Source organism: Pseudomonas sp. IT-P12 (assembly GCF_949767465.1).
Lineage (GTDB): Bacteria > Pseudomonadota > Gammaproteobacteria > Pseudomonadales > Pseudomonadaceae > Aquipseudomonas.
In genome coordinates, this window is the sequence record NZ_CATKPY010000028.1 from 158061 (window position 1) to 178046 (window position 19986).

Below are 19986 nucleotides of genomic sequence, written 5' to 3' on the forward strand. Positions count from 1 at the left end.
GAGCGGCGTCATGCAGTTGATTGAACATTCCGACTCGCCGCGCTACATCCGTCTGCACGAGCGCGACAACGTGGTGATCGTGGTCAACGATCAGGGCGTTCCGGCCGGCACCGAGTTCGCCGATGGCCTGGTCACCGTGGACTTCGTGCCGCAGAGTCACAAGGTCACCCTGGAAGACATTCCGGAAGGCGGCCAAGTGATTCGTTACGGCCAGACCATTGGCTACGCCTTACAGCCGATTCCACGCGGCAGCTGGGTCAAGGAAGATCAACTGCGCATGCCGACCGCGCCACCGCTGGACAGCCTGCCGCTGTCCACCGAAGTGCCGGACGCTCAGGCACCGCTGGAAGGCTACACCTTCGAGGGTTACCGCAACGCCGACGGCACCGTCGGCACGCGCAACATCCTGGGCATTACCACCACCGTGCAGTGCGTGACCGGTGTGCTGGACCATGCGGTCAAGCGCATCAAGGACGAGTTGCTGCCCAAATACCCGCACGTCGATGACGTGGTGGCCCTGACCCACAGCTACGGCTGTGGCGTGGCGATCACCGCGACGGACGCGTACATCCCGATCCGCACCGTGCGCAACCTGGCGCGCAACCCGAACCTGGGTGGCGAAGCCCTGGTGATCAGCCTGGGCTGCGAGAAATTGCAGGCCGGGCAGGTGATGCACGAGAACGACAGTTCGGTGGACCTGAGCGATGAGTGGCTGTATCGCCTGCAGGATTCGAGTCACGGTTTCACCGAAATGATCGAGCAGATCATGGCGCTGGCCGAGGTTCGCCTGAAGAAACTCGATCAACGTCGTCGGGAAACCGTGCCGGCGTCCGAGCTGATCCTGGGCATGCAGTGCGGGGGCAGCGATGCGTTTTCCGGTATCACCGCCAACCCTGCGCTGGGTTTCGCCTCGGACCTGTTGCTGCGTGCCGGTGCGACGGTGATGTTTTCCGAAGTCACCGAAGTGCGCGACGCCATTTACCTGCTGACTTCCCGCGCGCAAACCAAGGAAGTCGCGCAGGAGCTGGTGCGGGAAATGGACTGGTACGACCGTTATCTGGCCAAGGGCGAAGCGGACCGTAGCGCCAACACCACCCCGGGCAACAAGAAGGGCGGGCTGTCGAACATTGTCGAGAAGTCCCTGGGGTCGATCGTCAAGTCCGGCAGCAGCGCGATCAATGGCGTGCTTGGCCCTGGCGAGCGCTTCAAGGGCAAGGGCCTGATCTTCTGTGCGACCCCGGCCAGCGATTTCGTGTGCGGGACCTTGCAGCTGGCCGCGGGCATGAACCTGCACGTGTTCACCACCGGCCGTGGTACGCCGTACGGTCTGGCGATGGCACCGGTGGTGAAGGTGTCGACCCGCACCGAGCTGGCGCAGCGCTGGCCGGACCTGATCGACATCGACGCCGGGCGGATTGCAACCGGACGTGCTTCCATCGAAGACCTCGGCTGGGAGTTGTTCCACTACTACCTGGACGTGGCCAGCGGCAAGAAGCAGACGTGGTCGGAGCAGCACAAGCTGCATAACGACATTACGTTGTTCAATCCGGCGCCGATTACGTAAGGCCGCGATGACTGCATCGCGAGCAGGTTCGTTCTCCCATTCGATTCAGTGGGAGCGAGCCTGCTCGCGATAGCTTTCTACCAGACGCCGAGGTCTCCAGTGGCTTATCATTAGCCCCCTAACGACACTCACCTGAAGGTCCTCTCCGGCATGCTGGCAATTTTCCTCGAAACCCTGAACATCACCGCTCCGGTGTTTGCCATGCTGTTTCTGGGGGTGGTGCTCAAGCGCGTCAACTGGATCAACGACAATTTCATTCACACAGCGTCGGCCCTGGTGTTCAACGTCACCATGCCGGCGTTGCTGTTTCTGGGCATCCTGCATGCCGATCTGCACGCCGCGCTGCAACCGGCGCTGCTGATCTATTTCGCCATTGCCACGCTGGTGAGCTTCGCGGTTGCCTGGGGCTGGGCGATCTTCAAGTGTCCGCGTGAAGACCGCGGTATCTACACCCAGGGCGCCTTTCGCGGTAACAACGGCGTCATCGGCCTCGCGCTGGCGGCAAGCATGTACGGCGACTACGGGATTTCCCTGGGCGCCATCCTCGCGGCCCTGGTGATCCTCTTCTACAACACCCTGTCGACCATCGTGCTGGCGGTCTACAGCCCGGTGATCAAGTCCGATCCGTGGAGCATCTGCAAAAGCGTGATGAACAATCCGCTGATCATCAGCGTGTTGGCGGCAGCGCCTTTTGCCTATTTCAAGATCGGTTTGCCGGGTTGGCTGGAAATGTCGGGCCAATACCTGGCGCAAACCACCTTGCCCCTGGCGTTGATCTGCATCGGCGGCACGCTGTCGCTGGCGGCCATGCGCAAAAGTGGCTCGATGGCCTTGAGCTCGAGCCTGGTGAAGATGGTCGGTTTGCCGGTGCTGGCAACGCTGGGCGCGTGGCTCTGGGGATTTCGCGGCGCGGAACTGGGGATTCTGTTCCTGTACTTCGGCAGCCCGACCGCTGCCGCCAGTTTCGTCATGGCCCGCCAGGCCAACGGCAATCATGAACTGGCGGCGGCGATCATCGTGATCACCACCTTGATGGCGGCGGTGACCACCAATATCGGGATCTTCCTGTTGCAGTGGGGCGGGTGGATCTGACCTGCGTCATGCCGTGTTCTTCGGATCGAATCGCGAGCAGGCTCGGTCCCGCCATTGGAAAGCATTGCCTCCTGTGGGAGCGAGCCTGCTCGCGATAACGGTAGATCATCCACCGCAGGGGCAAAGGGTCATTCGGGCTTCTGGTAACTGTCGATCACTTCCTGCGCCGCCCGAAACGCATCGATCGCCGCCGGCACGCCTGCATACACCGCGCAGTGCAGCAACGCCTCGCGAATCTCTTCCACCGTACAACCGTTGTTCAGCGCGCCCCGCACGTGGCCTTTGAGTTCCTGTGGGCATTTCAGTGCGGTCAGGGCGGCGAGGGTGATCAGGCTGCGGGTCTTCAGCGGCAGGCCGTCGCGGTTCCATACGCTGCCCCAGGCGTGCTCATTGACGAAGTCCTGCAGCGGCTGGGTGAACTCGGTGGCGTTGCCCAGGGCGCGGTCGACAAACGCATCGCCCATCACCTGGCGGCGCACTTCAACGCCGGGTTTCTTGTTGTCGGTCATGGCCATTCCCTCTTGTGATGTTGGCGGCGCCAGGCGCGTAGCGACGTGAACAGCAGAAACGCCACCAGCGCCGGCAGGACGAAAAACAGCATCAGGTGTTCAAGCTTGCCGGCCAGGGGCATGCCGGTGGTGAACGACACCACGTGCAGGCCATAAGCCAGGTACAGCCCCAGAAACAGCAGGCCTTCGGCGCGGGTCACCCGATAACCGGAATAGAACATCGGCAGGCACAGCAAGGCGACGCCCAGCATCACCGGCAAGTCGAAATCCAGTGCATTGGGCGAGACCGACAGTGGCGAAGGGGCAATCAGCGCCGTCACGCCCAGCACGCCCAGGAGGTTGAACAGGTTGCTGCCGATCACGTTGCCCACGGCAATGTCACGCTGGCCGCGCAGGGCGGCAATCAATGAGGTCGCCAGTTCCGGCAGGGACGTGCTGACTGCGACGATGGTCAGGCCGATGATCCGCTCCGACAGCCCGAGATCGGTGGCCACCGCAACGGCGGCGCCCAACAGCAGATGCCCGGCGTACACCAGCATGGCGAGCCCGGCGACAATCATCAGCAAGCTGCTCAGCCATGGCGCTTGAGGGCCTTCGTGAGGGTGCGATTGCGGGCGGGCCGAATGCCGCGACTGGCGCAGCAACAGCCCCAGGTACAACGCCAGCGCCGTCAGCAGCACCGCGCCATCGACACGGGTGAGTTCTTCATTCCACGCCAGCACGAACACCAGCAGGCTGGCGCCGATCATCAGGGGAATGTCCAGACGCACCACTTGCCGTGACACCCGCAGCGGGATGATCAGCGCCGACAGGCCGAGGGTCACGAGGATGTTGAAGATGCTGCTGCCGATCACGCTGCTGACGGCGATGTCGACGTTCTGCGCAAGGGTGGCTTGCAGGCTGACCGCCATTTGCGGCGCGCTGCTGCCCAGGGCGACGATGGTCAGGCCGATGATCAGCGGGCGCACGTGCAGGCGTGCGGCCACGCGCACGGCGGCGCGCACCATCAGTTCTGCGCCGGCGATCAACAGGACCAGGCCGCTCAGCAGTTCGAGCACGCTGAGCAGGGGGAGATCGGCAAGTCCGAAAATGGTCGCGGCTCCCGTGGTCAGTCGTCGAGCGCTTGCACGCGAACCCGCGCGGTGCCGCTGCGGATCATGCCCAGTTGCTCGGCGGCTTCGTGAGACAGGTCGATCAGGCGTCCACGGGTGTGCGGCCCGCGATCATTGATGCGGACCACGCAGGATTGGTTGTTCTTCAGGTTGGTGACCTTCACCCGCGTGCCGAAGGGCAACTGGCGGTGGGCGGCGGTCAGAGAATTCTTGTCGAAACGTTCGCCACTGGCGGTGCGCTTGCCCTGGTGCCTGGCGCCGTAATAGGACGCGATGCCCGTCTGGTCGTAGCCGTGTGGATCGACGGTATCGGTACTGGCGCAGCCGGCCAGTAGCGAGAGCAGGGCGAAGCTTGCGAACAGACGCTTCATTCAGGGGGTTCCAGATAGCAACTGCAGGAGCGAGCACGCTCGCTCCTGCAAGGGGCGGAGCCAGGCTTGTCTACTGGCTCCATTCTCATCAGCCTTCGAGCTTGCTTTTCAGCAGTTCGTTGACCTGTTGCGGGTTGGCCTTGCCCTTGGAGGCTTTCATGGCCTGGCCGACGAAGAAGCCGAACATCTTGCCGCGTTTGGCTTCATCCGCCGCGCGATATTGCTCGACCTGCTCGGCATTGGCCGCAAGCATCTCGTCCAGTACCGCCGAAATCGCGCCACTGTCGGTCACTTGCTTGAGGCCGCGCTTGTCGATGATCTCGTCCGCGCTGCCTTCGCCGCTGGCCATGGCCTCGAACACGACTTTGGCAATCTTGCCGGAAATGGTGTTGTCCTTGATGCGCAGCAGCATGCCGCCCAGTTGCTCGGCCGATACCGGCGACTGGTCGATGTCCAGGCCCTGTTTGTTCAACAGGCTGCCCAACTCCACCATGACCCAGTTCGCCGCCAGCTTCGCGTCGCCGCTGATGCTCGCGACTTTCTCGAAGTAATCGGCTTGCTCGCGGCTGGTGGCCAGGACGCTGGCGTCATAGACCGACAGACCGAACTGTTCCTGGAAGCGCTCGCGCTTCTGCGGTGGCAGTTCCGGCAAGGTTGCGCGCACTTCGTCGAGGTAGGCGTTTTCGATGACCACCGGCAGCAGGTCAGGGTCGGGGAAGTAACGGTAGTCGTTGGCTTCCTCCTTGCTGCGCATCGGGCGGGTTTCGTCCTTGTTCGGATCATACAGGCGGGTCTGCTGGATGACCTTGCCACCGTCTTCGATCAGTTCGATCTGACGCTGGATTTCGCTGTTGATCGCCTTCTCGATGAAACGGAACGAGTTGACGTTCTTGATCTCGCAGCGGGTGCCGAACTCGACCTGGCCTTTCGGGCGGATCGACACGTTGCAGTCGCAACGCAGCGAACCTTCGGCCATGTTGCCGTCGCAGATGCCCAGGTAGCGCACCAGCGCGTGGATCGCCTTGACGTAGGCCACGGCTTCCTTGGCGCTGCGCATGTCCGGCTCCGACACGATTTCCAGCAGCGGCGTGCCGGCGCGGTTCAGGTCGATGCCGCTGGCGCCGTTGAACTCTTCGTGCAGGCTTTTGCCGGCGTCTTCTTCCAGGTGCGCGCGGGTGATGCCGACGCGTTTGACCGTGCCGTCCTCCAGGGCGATGTCCAGGTGGCCCTTGCCGACGATCGGCAACTCCATCTGGCTGATCTGGTAGCCCTTGGGCAGGTCGGGGTAGAAATAGTTTTTACGGGCGAACACGTTGTGCTGGCCGATTTCGGCATCGATGGCCAGGCCGAACATGACCGCCATGCGCACCGCTTCCTGGTTCAGCACCGGCAGTACGCCGGGCATGCCGAGGTCGACCAGGCTGGCCTGGGTGTTCGGCTCGGAACCGAAAGTGGTGGAACTGCCGGAAAAGATTTTCGACCGGGTGGTGAGCTGGGTGTGAATCTCCAGCCCGATCACGACTTCCCATTGCATGTGTGTCTCCTCAGAAGCCGGTTGGGGTGCGGGTGTGCCAGTCGGTGTTCAACTGGTACTGGTGCGCAACGTTGAGCAAGCGGCCTTCCTGGAAATACGGGGCGAGCAGTTGCACGCCGACCGGCAGACCGTCGACGAAACCGGCCGGCATCGACAGGCCCGGCAGGCCCGCGAGGTTGGCGGTGATGGTGTAGACGTCTTCCAGGTACGCAGCGACCGGGTCGCTGTTCTTGGCGCCAAGCTTCCAGGCCGGGTTTGGCGTGGTGGGGCCGAGAATGATGTCGACCTCGTTGAAGGCGGCCATGAAGTCGTTCTTGATCAGGCGACGGATCTTCTGTGCCTTCAGGTAGTAGGCGTCGTAGTAGCCGGCCGAGAGCGCGTAGGCGCCGACCATGATCCGGCGCTGCACTTCCGCGCCGAAACCTTCGCCACGGGAACGCTTGTACAGGTCGATCAGGTTTTTCGGGTCTTCGCAGCGGTAGCCGAAACGCACGCCATCGAAACGCGACAGGTTGGAGGAGGCTTCCGCCGGGGCGATCACGTAGTACGCCGGAATCGCGTGCTGCATGTTCGGCAGGCTGATCTCCTTGATCACGGCACCGAGTTTCTGCAGTGCCTTGACGCTGTCCTGGATCAGCTCGGCGATGCGCGGGTCGAGACCGGCGCCGAAATATTCCTTCGGTACACCGATGCGCAGGCCCTGCAGCGAACCGTTGAGGCCGGCGCTGTAGTCAGGCACGGGCTCGTCGATGCTGGTGGAATCGTTCGGGTCGAAGCCGGCCATGCCTTGCAGCAGGATGGCGCAGTCTTCGGCAGTGCGCGCCAGAGGGCCGCCCTGATCGAGGCTGGAAGCGTAGGCGATCATGCCCCAGCGCGAGACGCGACCGTAGGTCGGTTTCAGGCCGGTGAGGTTGGTCAGCGCGGCGGGCTGGCGAATCGAACCGCCGGTGTCGGTGCCGGTGGCTGCCGGCAGCAGGCGCGCGGCAACCGCCGCCGCCGAACCGCCGGACGAGCCGCCCGGAACGTGTTCCAGGTTCCACGGGTTTTTCACTGCGCCGTAGTAGCTCGACTCGTTGGCCGAGCCCATGGCGAATTCGTCCATGTTGGTCTTGCCCAGCGTCACCGCGCCGGCGGCCGCCAGCTTGGCGACCACGGTGGCGTCGTACGGGGCCTTGAAGTTGTCGAGCATCTTCGAGCCGCAGCTGGTGCGAATGCCCTGGGTGCAGAACAGGTCTTTATGGGCGATCGGCGCGCCGAGCAGGGCGCCGCTCTCACCGTTGGCCCGGCGTGCGTCAGCGGCTTTGGCCTGCTGCAGCGCGAGCTCTTCGGTGAGGCTGATGAAACTGTTGAGCTGGGGATCGAGCTGGGTGATACGCGCCAGCAGGGTTTTGGTCAGCTCTTCGGAAGAAAACTTTTTATCGGCGAGGCCGCGGGCGATCTCGGCCAGAGTCAATTGATGCATTGCAGGCTCTTTCCCTTTAGTCGATGACTTTCGGAACCAGGTACAGGCCGTTTTCGACCGCTGGTGCGATGGACTGATAGGCCTCGCGATGATTGGACTCGGTCACGACGTCTGCACGCAGGCGCTGGCTGGCTTCCAGAGGATGGGCGAGGGGCTCGATACCGTCGGTATTGACCGCCTGCATTTCGTCGACCAGACCCAGAATGCTGTTCAGGGCCGAAGTAATATGTGGAAGATCGACTTCATTCAGGCCAAGGCAGGCCAGATGAGCGATTTTTTCCACGTCGGAGCGTTCAAGCGCCATGGGAATCTCCAGTGGAAAACAGGACGGAAGGCGTCCGTGTGTTAGATTGTCGGAACACTATCGCACTTCTACGGTCAATAAGGCCGCGATTGTGGGGCTTGGTGCACAGAAAAGCGGCCAATTTAACATATTGGCGCCTTGCCCAAAATCCCTGTCGTTGTTAGAGTTTGCCGCACTTTTTTACCCACGCGTTGCCTAGGGTCCCTTTCCCATGTTCAAGAAACTGCGTGGCATGTTTTCCAGCGATCTCTCCATTGACCTGGGCACTGCCAACACCCTTATTTACGTGCGCGAGCGCGGCATCGTCCTGAATGAGCCATCGGTTGTGGCTATTCGGACACACGGTAACCAGAAAAGTGTCGTCGCTGTCGGCACCGAAGCCAAGCGCATGCTTGGTCGTACGCCGGGCAATATCGCGGCCATTCGTCCGATGAAGGACGGCGTCATCGCCGACTTCAGCGTCTGCGAAAAGATGCTGCAATATTTCATCAACAAGGTTCACGAGAACAGCTTTCTGCAGCCCAGCCCGCGTGTGCTGATCTGCGTTCCGTGCAAATCCACCCAGGTTGAGCGCCGCGCCATCCGTGAGTCGGCCCTCGGTGCCGGTGCACGTGAAGTGTTCCTGATCGAAGAGCCAATGGCGGCAGCGATCGGTGCCGGCCTCCCGGTCGAGGAAGCACGCGGTTCGATGGTCGTCGATATCGGTGGCGGTACCACCGAAATCGCACTGATCTCCCTCAACGGTGTGGTGTACGCCGAATCCGTACGAGTGGGCGGCGACCGTTTCGACGAAGCGATCATCACCTACGTGCGTCGCAACTACGGCAGCCTGATCGGCGAGTCCACCGCCGAGCGCATCAAGCAGGAAATCGGCACCGCTTACCCGGGCGGCGAAGTACGTGAAGTCGACGTCCGTGGCCGTAACCTGGCCGAAGGCGTTCCACGCGCCTTCACCCTGAACTCCAATGAAGTGCTGGAAGCTCTGCAAGAGTCGCTGGCCACCATCGTTCAGGCGGTGAAAAGCGCACTGGAGCAATCGCCTCCGGAACTGGCTTCCGACATCGCCGAGCGTGGCCTGGTGCTGACCGGTGGTGGCGCCCTGTTGCGCGACCTCGACAAGCTGCTGGCCCAGGAAACCGGTCTGCCGGTGATCGTTGCCGAAGATCCGCTGACCTGCGTGGCTCGCGGCGGTGGCCGTGCATTGGAAATGATGGATAAACACACCATGGACCTGCTTTCCAGCGAATAAGTCGCCGGATTGCCTCTATGCTGTTGCGCGCGCAGGCGGCACTTTGCAGTGCCGCCTGTTGGCGTTTATCTTCTGTCAATCTGTATCCAGGCCGGTCTGGCGTATGAATAAACGGAACATTTGCCTGGGAGGAGCGGCTTATTAAACCGCTTTTCACCAAGGGGCCTTCACTGGGCGTGCGCTTGTTGGTGCTGGCCGTGCTATCGGTCGCGCTGATGGTGGTCGATGCCCGCTTCTCGCTGCTCAAGCCAGTGCGTAGCCAGATGTCGTTGGTGCTGATGCAGTCCTACTGGATCACCGACCTGCCGCAGCGGCTGTGGCAAGGTGTGGCCAGCCAGTTTGGCAGCCGCACCGAACTGGTCGCCGAAAACGAAAAACTCAAGACCGAAAACCTGCTGTTGCAGGGGCGCATGCAAAAGCTGGCGGCCCTCACCGAGCAGAACGTGCGGCTGCGCGAGTTGCTCAACTCCTCCGCGCTGGTCAATGAGAAAGTCGAAGTGGCCGAGTTGATCGGCATGGACCCCAACCCCTTTACCCATCGCATCATCATCAACAAGGGTGAGCGCGACGGCGTGGTCCTCGGCCAACCGGTGCTCGATGCCCGCGGCCTGATGGGCCAGGTGGTCGAGTTGATGCCCTACACCTCCCGCGTGTTGCTGCTGACCGATACCACCCACAGCATTCCGGTACAGGTGAACCGCAACGGCCTGCGGGCGATTGCCAGCGGCACCGGCAACCCCGAGCGCCTGGAGCTGCGTCACGTGGCCGACACCGCCGACATCAAGGAAGGCGACCTGTTGGTCAGCTCGGGTCTCGGCCAGCGGTTCCCGGCGGGTTACCCGGTGGCCACGGTCAAGGAAGTGATTCACGACTCCGGCCAGCCGTTCGCCATTGTCCGCGCCGTGCCGACGGCCGCCTTGAACCGCAGCCGTTATCTGCTGCTGGTGTTCAGCGACAACCGCACGGCCGAAGAGCGCGCCAATGACGCGGCGCAGGCCCAGGAACACCTGGATGCGCAGGGTGGCGGGCCGATCATTCCACCGACCGTACCGAAACCTGTCGGCGTGATTGCCCCGGCCGCCGCAGCCCCCGCCGCCACCCCGGCGACGCCTGCGACGCCTGCGACGGCACCGGCGGCAACCCCGGCCAAGCCGCCTGCCGCACATCCCGCCGCTGCCAAGCCGCCCGCGACGACACCGGCCGCCAAGCCACCTGCTGCCGTGAAACCGGCCGCCAAACCGCCTGTCTCCGCGCCGGCCACCACAGGGGGAAGAGAATAATGCCCGGTGCAACCGCCTCCCGAAACGGCTGGATGGTCTGGATGACCTTCGCCATCGGCATGTTGCTCAGTGTTTCGCCACTGCCGCAGTTCATGGAAATCCTCCGCCCCTTGTGGCTGGCCCTGCTGCTGGCATTCTGGGCCCTGGCCATGCCGCAGAAAGTCGGCATGGTCACCGCCTGGTGCCTGGGGCTGGCTGAAGACGTGCTTTACGGCACGTTGCTGGGCCAGAATGCCCTGATCCTGACGCTCATCACGTTCCTGGTGCTGTCGTTGCAACAGCGGCTGCGGATGTTCCCGATGTGGCAGCAAAGCCTGGTGATCCTGGTGATCTTCGGCCTTGCGCAGCTGGTGCAGCTGTGGCTCAGCGCCTTGACCGGCAACCGCCAGCCGACGCTGGCGCTGGTCCTGCCGGCATTGGTCAGCGCGTTGCTCTGGCCCTGGGTCAGCTTCGGTTTGCGTGGCTTGCGTCGACGTTACAAAATCAGCTGATTCACTCAGGCATTGGCCCGCACTTGGTGACACGGGGCACTAAACAGGGAGATGTCTTGATGAAACAGTTGTACCTCGCCTCTGGCTCGCCGCGTCGGCGTGAACTGCTCACGCAGATCGGCGTGCCGTTCACCGCGATCAGTGCGGACATCGATGAAACCCCTCTGAACCATGAATCGCCATCGGCCTACGTCGAGCGCCTTGCGCGCGGCAAGGCGCAGGCCGGGCGCGGGGCTGTGCCGTCCGGCACGGCCTTCTGCGTGCTGGGTGCCGATACCGCCGTGGTGCTCGACGGGAAAATTCTCGGCAAACCGGTGGACGAAGCCGACGCGTGCGCCATGCTTATGATGTTGGCCGGTCGGGAACATGAAGTCCTGACCGCCATTGCCGTGCTTGACGGCGAGCGGTGCGAGTCACGGGTTGTGCGCAGCCTGGTGCGCTTCCGTCCTGTCGATCGTGCTGAAGCCGCCGCCTACTGGGCGAGTGGCGAACCTCGGGACAAGGCGGGTGGCTATGGTATTCAAGGGCTGGGCGCGGTGTTCGTCGCTGGCCTCAGCGGCAGTTACTCCGCCGTGGTTGGATTGCCGCTGTGCGAAACCGCTGAGTTGCTTGGCCGTTTCGACATACCCTGTTGGCAAACCCTTAACGCGCTCTGAGCGCCGTAATGACAAGATGCGGCCATTATCGTGAACATGCCTGAACGAGACCCTGCCATGAGTGAAGAAATCCTGATCAACATCACGCCGATGGAGTCGCGCGTGGCGGTGGTTGAAAACGGTGTTCTGCAAGAGGTCCACGTCGAGCGCACACAAAAGCGCGGGATTGTCGGCAACATCTACAAGGGCAAGGTGGTGCGGGTTTTGCCGGGCATGCAGGCGGCGTTCGTCGACATCGGTCTGGACCGTGCGGCCTTCATTCACGCATCGGAAATTTCCCTGCGCGAAGGTCCGGCAGTCGAAAGCATCAGTGCACTGGTCCATGAAGGCCAGAGCCTGGTGGTGCAGGTCACCAAGGACCCGATCGGTTCCAAAGGCGCGCGCCTGACCACCCAGTTGTCGATCCCTTCGCGATACCTGGTGTACATGCCGCGCACCGCGCATGTCGGCATTTCCCTGAAGATCGAAGACGAAGCCGAACGCGAACGCCTCAAGCAGGTGGTCTCCGATTGCGTGGCCAGGGAAGGAATCAAGGAAGCGGGTGGGTTCATCCTGCGAACGGCCGCCGAGGGCGCAGGCGCCGACGAAATCCTCATGGACATCCGCTACCTGCGCAGGCTCTGGGACCAGATCAGCGAGCAGATCAAGACCATCGGCGCACCGAGCGTGATCTACGAAGACCTCGGCCTGGCCTTGCGTACCCTGCGCGATCTGGTCAGCCCGAAGATCGAGAAAATCCGCATCGACTCCCGGGAAACCTTCCAGAAAACCACGCAGTTCGTCGCAGAACTGATGCCGGAAATCGCCGATCGCCTGGAGCATTACCCGGGCGAGCGGCCGATCTTCGACCTCTACGGCGTCGAGGATGAAATCCAGAAAGCCCTGGAGCGCAAGGTCCCGTTGAAGTCCGGCGGTTACCTGGTGGTGGACCCGGCGGAAGCCATGAGCACCATCGACGTCAACACCGGGGCGTTCGTCGGTCATCGCAACCTCGAGGAAACCATCTTCAAGACCAACCTCGAGGCCGCGACCGCCATCGCTCGCCAGCTGCGCCTGCGCAACCTGGGCGGGATCATCATCATCGACTTCATCGACATGGAAGACGAGGAACACCAGCGCCAGGTGCTGCGCACCCTGGAGAAACAACTGGAGCGCGATCACGCCAAGACCAACATCATTGGCATCACCGAACTGGGCCTGGTACAGATGACGCGCAAGCGCACCCGAGAAAGTCTCGAGCAGGTGCTGTGCGAGCCCTGCACCAGCTGCCAGGGGCGTGGCAAGCTCAAGACGCCGGAAACCGTTTGCTACGAAATCTTCCGCGAAATCCTCCGCGAGGCTCGCGCTTATCAGGCGGAGGGCTATCGTGTATTGGCCAACCAGAAAGTCGTTGATCGCTTGCTGGACGAGGAGTCGGGCAACGTTGCCGAGCTGGAAGGTTTTATCGGGCGCACCATCCGGTTCCAGGTCGAAACCATGTATTCCCAGGAACAATACGACGTGGTGCTGCTCTGAACCCCTGTGTTTCATCCTCACTAGAACGGCTGGCCTCAGCTTGTTGCAGTTTTTTTGCCATGGGAGCCAACTGACATGGAGCGTCTCACACGCGTAATGGCCGCACTGACCCGCTGGGGTCTGGGCCTGTGCGCGTTGGCTTTGGTGCTGATGGCGCTGTACGTCAGCCTGGGGCGCGAACTGACGCCGCTGGTGGCCGAATACCAGCCCGAAGTCGAAGCCAAGGGCAGCGAAGCGCTGGGCATGCCGCTGAACATTGGATCGCTGGAGGGCAACTGGCACGGCTTCGCCCCGATCCTGTTCGCTCGCGACGTCATGGTGGGCGAGGGAGCCAACGCCCTGCACCTGGATCAGGTGCGTGTGGTGCCGGATATCTGGGCCAGCCTGCTGGCACGCGAAGTGCGCATCGCTCATCTGGAACTCAATGGCCTGAAAATCAGCCTCAAGGAAGGCGAGGACGGTCATTGGTCGCTGGAAGGCCTGCCGGTGCAACAGGACCAGCCGCTGGACCCGGAACAACTGCTCAATCGCATGCAGGCGGTGCAGCAACTGTCGGTGCTCGACAGTCAGGTGACCCTGCAGCCCTTGGACCAGCCACCGCTGACATTGACCTACGTTGGTTTGAACCTGAAAACCGGCGCCTACCGCCAGCGGCTCGATGCGCGGCTGAACCTGCCCGATGGCCAGCCCGTGGCGATGAGCCTGCGCACGCGTATTCGCGCCAGCCAGTGGCAGGACGGCGAAGCGCAGGCCTATTTGAGCCTGCCACAGAGCGATTGGTCGAAATGGCTGCCTGAGCGCATGACCCGGCAATGGAATTTTTCCCGGATCAAGGCCGGTGGCGAGCTTTGGTTCAACTGGGACAAGGGCGCGTTGCAGAGCGGCGCGGTCCGTTTGAACGCGCCGCAGATCAAGGGCGCCTACGCCGAGCGCAAACCGGTCCAGATCAACAACCTTGCGCTGAACGGTTACTTCCAGCGTGGCGCCGAAGGCCTCCTGGTGACCCTGGACTCCCTGGCCATGAATCTCGGCGAAACCCGCTGGGAGTCGCGCTTGCAACTGAGGCAGAGCCTGGCCACCGACAAGGCCCAGGAACTCTGGCACCTGCAAGCCGACCGCCTCGACCTGACCCCGCTGACGCCGTTGCTCAATGCCCTCGCGCCGCTCCCGCAGGGGTTCGCCACAGCGATAGAACGGCTCAAGGTCACCGGTGGCCTGCGCAACGTGCTGGTCGACTTTCGGCCCGGTGCCAGCGACGACACCAAGGTCAGCTTTGCCGCCAATCTCGAGCAGGTGGGTTTTGACGCCTACCACGGTGCGCCGGCCGCGCGTAATGTCAGCGGCAGCATCAGCGGTGACCTCGGTCACGGCGAGCTGCGGATTGACAGCAAGGATTTTGTCCTGCACCTGGACCCGATCTTCGCCAAACCCTGGCAGTACATCCAGGCCAATGCCCGTCTGACATGGAAGCTCGACAAGGAAGGCTTCACCCTGATCGCGCCCTACCTGAAGGTGCTGGGCGAGGAGGGCAAGATTGCCGGGGACTTCCTCATCCGCCTGCATTTCGACCACACCCAGGAAGACTACATGGACCTGCGGGTCGGTCTGGTGGACGGTGATGGCCGATACACCGCCAAGTACCTCCCCGAAGTGCTCAGCCCGGAACTCGATGAGTGGTTGCGCACCGCCATCCTCAAGGGCGCGGTCGATCAGGGGTTCTTCCAGTATCAGGGCTCGCTGAACCATGGGGCCGCCGACGCTGACCGCAGCATCAGTCTGTTCTTCAAGGTCCATGATGCCGAACTGGCGTTCCAGCCGGGTTGGCCGCATGTCAGCAAGGTCAGCGGCGATGTGTTCATCGAGGACAGCGGCGTACGGATTCTGGCGAGCAAGGGCCAGTTGCTCGACACCCAGGTCAGCGACATCTACGTCAACATCCCGCATGCGCCTGCCGGGAAGTCTGTCCATCTGTTGCTCGATGGCGGCTTCGCCGGGGGGCTGGGCGACGGCTTGAAAATCCTTCAGGAAGCGCCGATCGGCACCGCCGACACCTTCGCCGGATGGCAGGGCGAAGGGGATCTGCAGGGCAAGCTGAAGCTGGATATCCCGCTGGCCAAAGGCGAGCAGCCGAAGATTCTGGTCGACTTCAAGACCGCCAAGGCACGCCTGAGGCTCGCCGATCCGGAGCTCGAACTGACGCAGCTCAAGGGTGATTTCCGCTTCGACAGCGACAAGGGGTTGAGCGGGCAGAACATCGCCGCCCGGGCCTTCGACAAGCCGGTCACTGCGCAGATTTTCGCCGACGGCAGCCCGGGCCGGATCAAGACCCGGGTCAGTGCTTCGGGACAGGTCGAGGTCAAGAAACTCACCGACTGGCTGAAGGTGACGCAGCCGTTGCCGGTGTCAGGGTTGATCCCGTATCAACTGCAACTGAACCTGGGGGGCGACGACAGTCAGTTGCTGATCAATTCAAGCCTCAAGGGCGTGGCGGTCGACCTGCCTGCGCCGTTCGGCATGGCGAGCGATGTCGGGCGCGACACGATGTTCCGCATGACCCTGCAGGGGCAGGAGCGTCGTTACTGGGTCAAATATGGCGAGCTGGCGAGCTTCACCTTCGAAGCGCCACCGGCGAATTTTGCCGAGGGGCGTGGCGAGTTGTTCCTGGGTAACGGCGATGCAGTGCTGCCCGGCGCCAAGGGCCTGCGGGTGCGCGGCGCGCTTTCCGAACTGGATATCGGGCCGTGGAAAGACCTGGTGGACAAGTACGCTGGCCAGGACCCGGGCAGCAGTGCCAAGCAGTTGCTCAGCAGTGCGGACTTCAAGGTCGGCAAGCTCAGCGGCTTCGGGACTACGCTGGACCAGGCATCGGTGCAGGTGAACCGCAAGCCGGCAGCCTGGGCGCTGCAACTCGACAGCCAACAGGTCAAGGGCACCGTCGGCATTCCGGACGCAAAGGCCGCGCCGATCGCGGTCAATCTGCAATATGTGCGGTTGCCGGCGCCGGACCCGACGGTCCTGGCCGATGAAAACTCACCGGACCCGCTGGCCAGCGTCGATCCCACCCGGATCCCGGCACTGGATATCACCATCAACCAGTTGTTCCAGGGACAGGACCTGGTCGGTGGCTGGTCGCTGAAAGTGCGCCCGACCGGCAAGGGCATCGCGCTCAATACCCTGGACATGGGGCTCAAGGGCATTCTGTTGCAGGGCGATGGCGGCTGGGAAGGTCCTCCAGGTGCCTCAGCCAGCTGGTTCAAGGGGCGGGCCAGCGGCAAGAACCTTGCGGATGTGCTGAAGGGCTGGGGCTTTGCGCCGAGCGTCACCAGTGAAGAGTTCCACATGGACGTCGACGGCCGCTGGCCGGGTTCACCGGCGTGGCTGGCCACCAAGCGCTTCTCCGGCACCCTCGATGCCTCGCTGAACAAGGGGCAGTTCGTCGAAGTGGAGGGCAGCGCCCAGGCCTTGCGGGTGTTTGGCCTGCTCAACTTCAACTCCATTGGCCGTCGCCTGCGCCTCGATTTTTCTGACCTGTTCGGCAAGGGCCTGAGCTACGACCGGGTCAAGGGACTGCTGACCGCGACGAACGGCATCTACGTGACCAGCAAACCGATTGTGATGACCGGCCCGTCGAGCAACGTGGAGCTGGATGGCACGCTGGATCTGGTGAACGAGCAGCTTGACGCGAAACTGCTGGTGACCTTGCCGGTGACCAACAACCTGCCGATCGCCGCGCTGATCGTGGGTGCACCGGCCGTCGGGGGCGCCCTGTTCCTGATCGACAAGCTGATCGGTGATCGCGTGTCGCGTTTCGCCAGCGTGAAATACACCGTCAAGGGCCCCTACAAGGACCCGAAAATCACCTTCGACAAACCTTTTTGAAACGCCATCCTTCGGACCGATGGAGTAGCATGGCCGTAGCATCGTGTTGATTTCAAATAAGGATACAGCCCATGTCAGTCGCGGTGATTCAAATGGTCAGCCAGAGCGATGTGCTGGCCAACCTGGCCCAGGCCCGGCATCTGCTCGAACAGGCCGCTGCCCAGGGGGCGAAGCTGGCCGTGCTGCCGGAAAACTTCGCCGCCATGGGGCGTCGCGACATCGCCGACATCGGCCGCGCCGAGGCGTTGGGCGAAGGTCCGATCCTGCCCTGGTTGAAACAGACCGCCCGCGACCTCAAGTTATGGACAGTGGCTGGTACATTGCCATTGCCGCCGATGGATCGGCCGACGGCCAAGGTGCATGCGTGTTCGTTGCTGGTCGACGATCAGGGCGAGACAGTGGCGCGCTACGACAAGCTGCACCTGTTCGACGTGGATGTGGCGGACAGCCGCGGGCGTTATCGTGAATCCGATGACTATGCTTTCGGGAGTGGTGTGGTGGTGGCGGACACGCCGGTCGGCCGAGTGGGCCTGACGGTGTGTTATGACCTGCGCTTCCCCGAGCTGTACAGCGAATTGCGTGCCGCCGGCGCCGAGTTGATCACCGCGCCGTCGGCCTTTACCGCCGTCACCGGCGCTGCGCATTGGGAGGTGCTGATTCGTGCGCGTGCCATCGAGACTCAGTGTTATGTGCTCGCGGCCGCCCAGGGTGGAACGCATCCGGGGCCGCGGGAAACCTGGGGCCATGCCGCGATTGTCGACCCCTGGGGGCGGATACTGGCCCAACAGGATCAAGGCGAGGCCGTGCTGCTGGCCGAACGTGATAGCAGCGAACAGGCGTCCATCCGGGCGCGGATGCCGGTGTCCAGTCACCGGCGCTTTTTCTCGCAGGGCGCCCGGCGACCTGCCTCAGAACGATGAATTAAGGCGTAAAGCATATGAGCGAGTTGTTGTCCTCAGTCAGTGAACATCTCCTGGCGCCCGGTGGCGTCACCATCGAAAGCCTGCAAGCAGTGCTCGGTGATCTGGCCGGCCCGGGCATCGATGCCGCCGACCTGTATTTCCAGGGACAGATTTCCGAGTCGTGGGCGCTGGAAGACGGGATCGTCAAGGAAGGCAGCTTCAATCTCGACCAGGGTGTTGGCGTGCGCGCGCAATCGGGTGAAAAAACCGGATTTGCCTACAGCAACGCCATCACCCTGGAAGCCCTGGGCGCGGCGGCTCGCGCTGCCCGTTCCATCTCCCGTGCCGGACAGAGCGGCACGGTGCAGGCGTTCACCGCCCAGGATGTCGCTCAGCTCTACGCCCCGGACAACCCGCTGGAAGTGCTGACCCGCGCCGAGAAAGTCGAATTGCTCAAACGCATCGACGTCGCGACCCGCGCCCTCGACCCGCGAATCCAGCAAGTGACCGTGAGCATGGCCGGGGTCTGGGAGCGCATTCTGGTGGCCGCCACCGATGGCAGCCTGGCGGCGGATGTGCGGCCGCTGGTGCGTTTCAATGTCAGCGTGATCGTTGAGCAGAACGGCCGGCGTGAACGTGGTGGTCATGGAGGGGGCGGGCGTACCGACTACCGCTATTTCCTCGCCGAAGACCGCGCCATGAGTTATGCCCGTGAAGCGCTGCGTCAGGCGCTGGTCAATCTCGAAGCCATTCCGGCACCGGCCGGTACGTTGCCGGTGGTGTTGGGCTCGGGCTGGTCCGGCGTGCTGTTGCATGAAGCGGTCGGCCATGGCCTGGAAGGGGACTTCAACCGCAAGGGCAGCTCTGCCTACAGCGGTCGCATGGGCGAGCGCGTCGCGTCGAAACTCTGCACCATCGTCGATGACGGCACGCTGGCCGGTCGTCGCGGGTCGCTGAGCGTCGACGATGAAGGCACGCCAACCGAGTGCACCACGCTGATCGAAAACGGTGTTCTCAAAGGCTACATGCAGGACAAGCTCAATGCGCGCCTGATGGGCGTGGCCCGTACCGGCAACGGTCGTCGCGAATCCTATGCCCATCTGCCGATGCCCCGCATGACCAACACCTACATGCTGGCGGGCGAAAGCGACCCGGCGGAAATCATCGCTTCGGTGAAACGCGGCATCTACTGCGCCAACCTCGGCGGCGGCCAGGTGGACATCACCAGCGGCAAGTTCGTGTTCTCCACCAGCGAGGCGTACCTGATCGAGGACGGCAAGATTACCGCGCCGGTCAAAGGCGCGACGTTGATCGGCAACGGTCCGGAAGCCATGAGCAAGGTGTCGATGGTCGGTAACGACCTGGCGCTGGACAGCGGCGTGGGCACGTGTGGCAAGGATGGGCAGTCGGTGCCGGTGGGCGTCGGCCAGCCAACGCTGAAGATCGATGCGATTACCGTGGGTGGCACGGGCGCATAAAGGAAAGGAGCGGCGAGTGGGTCGCGTGGCGACTCACTCGCCTGGACACTCAACGCAGGCCGCGTTGCGTTTCGTCCAGCTCACGGATGTACTTGAAGATTTTACGGCTGGAGGCAGGAGGCTTGTTTTGCGCAACCTCGTGCTGGGCCTGACGGATCAGGGAGCGCAATTGCTGGCGATCGGCGTCCGGATATTCGCTGACGAATTTTTCCAGAACGGCATCGTCACCGGCAATCAGGCGATCGCGCCAGCGTTCAAGGTTGTGGAAGCGTTCGTTGTACTGGCGAGTGGAGGCATCGAGTTGATCGAGCAGAACCAGAATGGCGTCAGTGTCCTGATCGCGCATCAGTTTGCCGATGAACTGCAGGTGCCGTTTACGCGCGATGTGCGCAACGTGCTTGGGCGCATCGGCCAGGGCCCGGCGCAAGGCGTCGGTCAAGGGCAGTTTTGCCAGCAGGTCAGGCTTGAGTGTCGTGAGGCGCTCGCCGAGGTCAACCAGAGCATGCAGCTCGCGTTTGACCTGGGATTTGCTTTTTTCTCCCGTATCGAGGGAGTCGTCGTAAGAATCAACCATGGTGGCCGTCCGCA

The 19986-nt window shown here is 62.8% G+C and carries 17 protein-coding genes; 10 read left to right on the plus strand and 7 right to left on the minus strand.

Features of this window, described 5'->3' with window-relative positions; translation table 11 throughout:
• The first annotated feature begins 10 nt into the window (after window positions 1-10).
• On the plus strand, window positions 11-1564 hold the full coding sequence (garD, locus tag ACM6IM_RS29045) for a galactarate dehydratase (RefSeq protein WP_414866991.1): 1554 nt from the start codon (window positions 11-13) through the stop codon (window positions 1562-1564).
• Window positions 1565-1714: 150 nt separating this feature from the next.
• Window positions 1715-2656, plus strand: a complete 942-nt coding sequence (locus tag ACM6IM_RS29050) for an AEC family transporter (RefSeq protein WP_371051946.1) — start codon at window positions 1715-1717, stop codon at window positions 2654-2656.
• 128 nt (window positions 2657-2784) lie between these two features.
• Here the strand turns inward: ACM6IM_RS29050 and ACM6IM_RS29055 are convergent, their stop codons facing one another.
• From ACM6IM_RS29055 to gatC, 6 genes are all read right to left on the minus strand, one after another.
• Window positions 2785-3165: a carboxymuconolactone decarboxylase family protein gene (locus ACM6IM_RS29055; protein ID WP_192309630.1), complete on the minus strand. Its 381-nt coding sequence runs from the start codon at window positions 3163-3165 to the stop codon at window positions 2785-2787.
• Window positions 3162-4223, minus strand: coding sequence for a calcium/sodium antiporter (locus ACM6IM_RS29060; protein ID WP_414866992.1), 1062 nt, complete (start codon window positions 4221-4223; stop codon window positions 3162-3164). The genes ACM6IM_RS29055 and ACM6IM_RS29060 overlap by 4 nt, the downstream gene beginning before the upstream one ends.
• A gap of 50 nt (window positions 4224-4273) precedes the next feature.
• Window positions 4274-4648: a septal ring lytic transglycosylase RlpA family protein gene (locus tag ACM6IM_RS29065; protein ID WP_192309632.1), complete on the minus strand. Its 375-nt coding sequence runs from the start codon at window positions 4646-4648 to the stop codon at window positions 4274-4276.
• 88 nt (window positions 4649-4736) lie between these two features.
• Complete coding sequence (gene gatB, locus ACM6IM_RS29070) at window positions 4737-6182, minus strand: Asp-tRNA(Asn)/Glu-tRNA(Gln) amidotransferase subunit GatB (protein ID WP_192309633.1); 1446 nt, start codon at window positions 6180-6182, stop codon at window positions 4737-4739.
• A 10-nt stretch (window positions 6183-6192) separates the two neighbouring features.
• Entirely contained in the window at window positions 6193-7644 is a 1452-nt protein-coding gene (gene gatA, locus ACM6IM_RS29075; protein WP_192309634.1) for an Asp-tRNA(Asn)/Glu-tRNA(Gln) amidotransferase subunit GatA, read from the minus strand.
• 16 nt (window positions 7645-7660) lie between these two features.
• Window positions 7661-7948 carry an Asp-tRNA(Asn)/Glu-tRNA(Gln) amidotransferase subunit GatC gene (gatC, locus tag ACM6IM_RS29080; protein ID WP_192309635.1) on the minus strand — a complete coding sequence of 96 codons (288 nt, stop codon included), beginning with the start codon at window positions 7946-7948 and terminating at the stop codon, window positions 7661-7663.
• Window positions 7949-8159: 211 nt separating this feature from the next.
• On the opposite strand from gatC, the gene mreB reads away from it, so the two are divergent.
• From mreB to tldD, 8 genes are all read left to right on the plus strand, one after another.
• Window positions 8160-9197, plus strand: coding sequence for a rod shape-determining protein MreB (gene mreB / locus ACM6IM_RS29085; protein ID WP_002555108.1), 1038 nt, complete (start codon window positions 8160-8162; stop codon window positions 9195-9197).
• Window positions 9198-9337: 140 nt separating this feature from the next.
• On the plus strand, window positions 9338-10477 hold the full coding sequence (gene mreC, locus ACM6IM_RS29090; protein ID WP_414867008.1) for a rod shape-determining protein MreC: 1140 nt from the start codon (window positions 9338-9340) through the stop codon (window positions 10475-10477).
• Window positions 10477-10968 (plus strand): rod shape-determining protein MreD, encoded by a 492-nt coding sequence (mreD, locus tag ACM6IM_RS29095; RefSeq protein ID WP_201194673.1) that lies wholly within the window; start codon window positions 10477-10479, stop codon window positions 10966-10968. Before mreC ends, mreD begins: the two co-directional genes overlap by 1 nt.
• 59 nt (window positions 10969-11027) lie before the next feature.
• Entirely contained in the window at window positions 11028-11624 is a 597-nt protein-coding gene (locus tag ACM6IM_RS29100; RefSeq protein WP_192309639.1) for a Maf family protein, read from the plus strand.
• A 57-nt stretch (window positions 11625-11681) separates the two neighbouring features.
• Window positions 11682-13139 (plus strand): ribonuclease G, encoded by a 1458-nt coding sequence (gene rng / locus ACM6IM_RS29105; protein ID WP_192309641.1) that lies wholly within the window; start codon window positions 11682-11684, stop codon window positions 13137-13139.
• Window positions 13140-13214: 75 nt separating this feature from the next.
• Entirely contained in the window at window positions 13215-17018 is a 3804-nt protein-coding gene (locus ACM6IM_RS29110; protein WP_414866993.1) for a YhdP family protein, read from the plus strand.
• Between the two features lie 71 nt (window positions 17019-17089).
• Entirely contained in the window at window positions 17090-17938 is an 849-nt protein-coding gene (locus ACM6IM_RS29115) for a carbon-nitrogen hydrolase family protein (RefSeq protein WP_414866994.1), read from the plus strand.
• A 17-nt stretch (window positions 17939-17955) separates the two neighbouring features.
• Window positions 17956-19398 (plus strand): metalloprotease TldD, encoded by a 1443-nt coding sequence (gene tldD, locus ACM6IM_RS29120; RefSeq protein WP_414866995.1) that lies wholly within the window; start codon window positions 17956-17958, stop codon window positions 19396-19398.
• Between the two features lie 49 nt (window positions 19399-19447).
• Here the strand turns inward: tldD and yjgA are convergent, their stop codons facing one another.
• Window positions 19448-19972 (minus strand): ribosome biogenesis factor YjgA, encoded by a 525-nt coding sequence (gene yjgA / locus ACM6IM_RS29125; RefSeq protein ID WP_192309650.1) that lies wholly within the window; start codon window positions 19970-19972, stop codon window positions 19448-19450.
• Between the last annotated feature and the right edge of the window lie 14 nt (window positions 19973-19986).

Coding starts and splice junctions, on each gene's coding strand:
- ACM6IM_RS29055 (WP_192309630.1), bottom strand. CDS start 3,165: ATGACCGACAACAAGAAACCCGGCGTTGAAGTGCGCCGCCAGGTGATG.
- ACM6IM_RS29110 (WP_414866993.1), top strand. CDS start 13,215: ATGGAGCGTCTCACACGCGTAATGGCCGCACTGACCCGCTGGGGTCTG.
- mreB (WP_002555108.1), top strand. CDS start 8,160: ATGTTCAAGAAACTGCGTGGCATGTTTTCCAGCGATCTCTCCATTGAC.
- gatB (WP_192309633.1), bottom strand. CDS start 6,182: ATGCAATGGGAAGTCGTGATCGGGCTGGAGATTCACACCCAGCTCACC.
- ACM6IM_RS29115 (WP_414866994.1), top strand. CDS start 17,090: ATGTCAGTCGCGGTGATTCAAATGGTCAGCCAGAGCGATGTGCTGGCC.
- rng (WP_192309641.1), top strand. CDS start 11,682: ATGAGTGAAGAAATCCTGATCAACATCACGCCGATGGAGTCGCGCGTG.
- garD (WP_414866991.1), top strand. CDS start 11: ATGCAGTTGATTGAACATTCCGACTCGCCGCGCTACATCCGTCTGCAC.
- yjgA (WP_192309650.1), bottom strand. CDS start 19,972: ATGGTTGATTCTTACGACGACTCCCTCGATACGGGAGAAAAAAGCAAA.
- ACM6IM_RS29050 (WP_371051946.1), top strand. CDS start 1,715: ATGCTGGCAATTTTCCTCGAAACCCTGAACATCACCGCTCCGGTGTTT.
- gatC (WP_192309635.1), bottom strand. CDS start 7,948: ATGGCGCTTGAACGCTCCGACGTGGAAAAAATCGCTCATCTGGCCTGC.
- gatA (WP_192309634.1), bottom strand. CDS start 7,644: ATGCATCAATTGACTCTGGCCGAGATCGCCCGCGGCCTCGCCGATAAA.
- mreD (WP_201194673.1), top strand. CDS start 10,477: ATGCCCGGTGCAACCGCCTCCCGAAACGGCTGGATGGTCTGGATGACC.
- ACM6IM_RS29065 (WP_192309632.1), bottom strand. CDS start 4,648: ATGAAGCGTCTGTTCGCAAGCTTCGCCCTGCTCTCGCTACTGGCCGGC.
- ACM6IM_RS29100 (WP_192309639.1), top strand. CDS start 11,028: ATGAAACAGTTGTACCTCGCCTCTGGCTCGCCGCGTCGGCGTGAACTG.
- tldD (WP_414866995.1), top strand. CDS start 17,956: ATGAGCGAGTTGTTGTCCTCAGTCAGTGAACATCTCCTGGCGCCCGGT.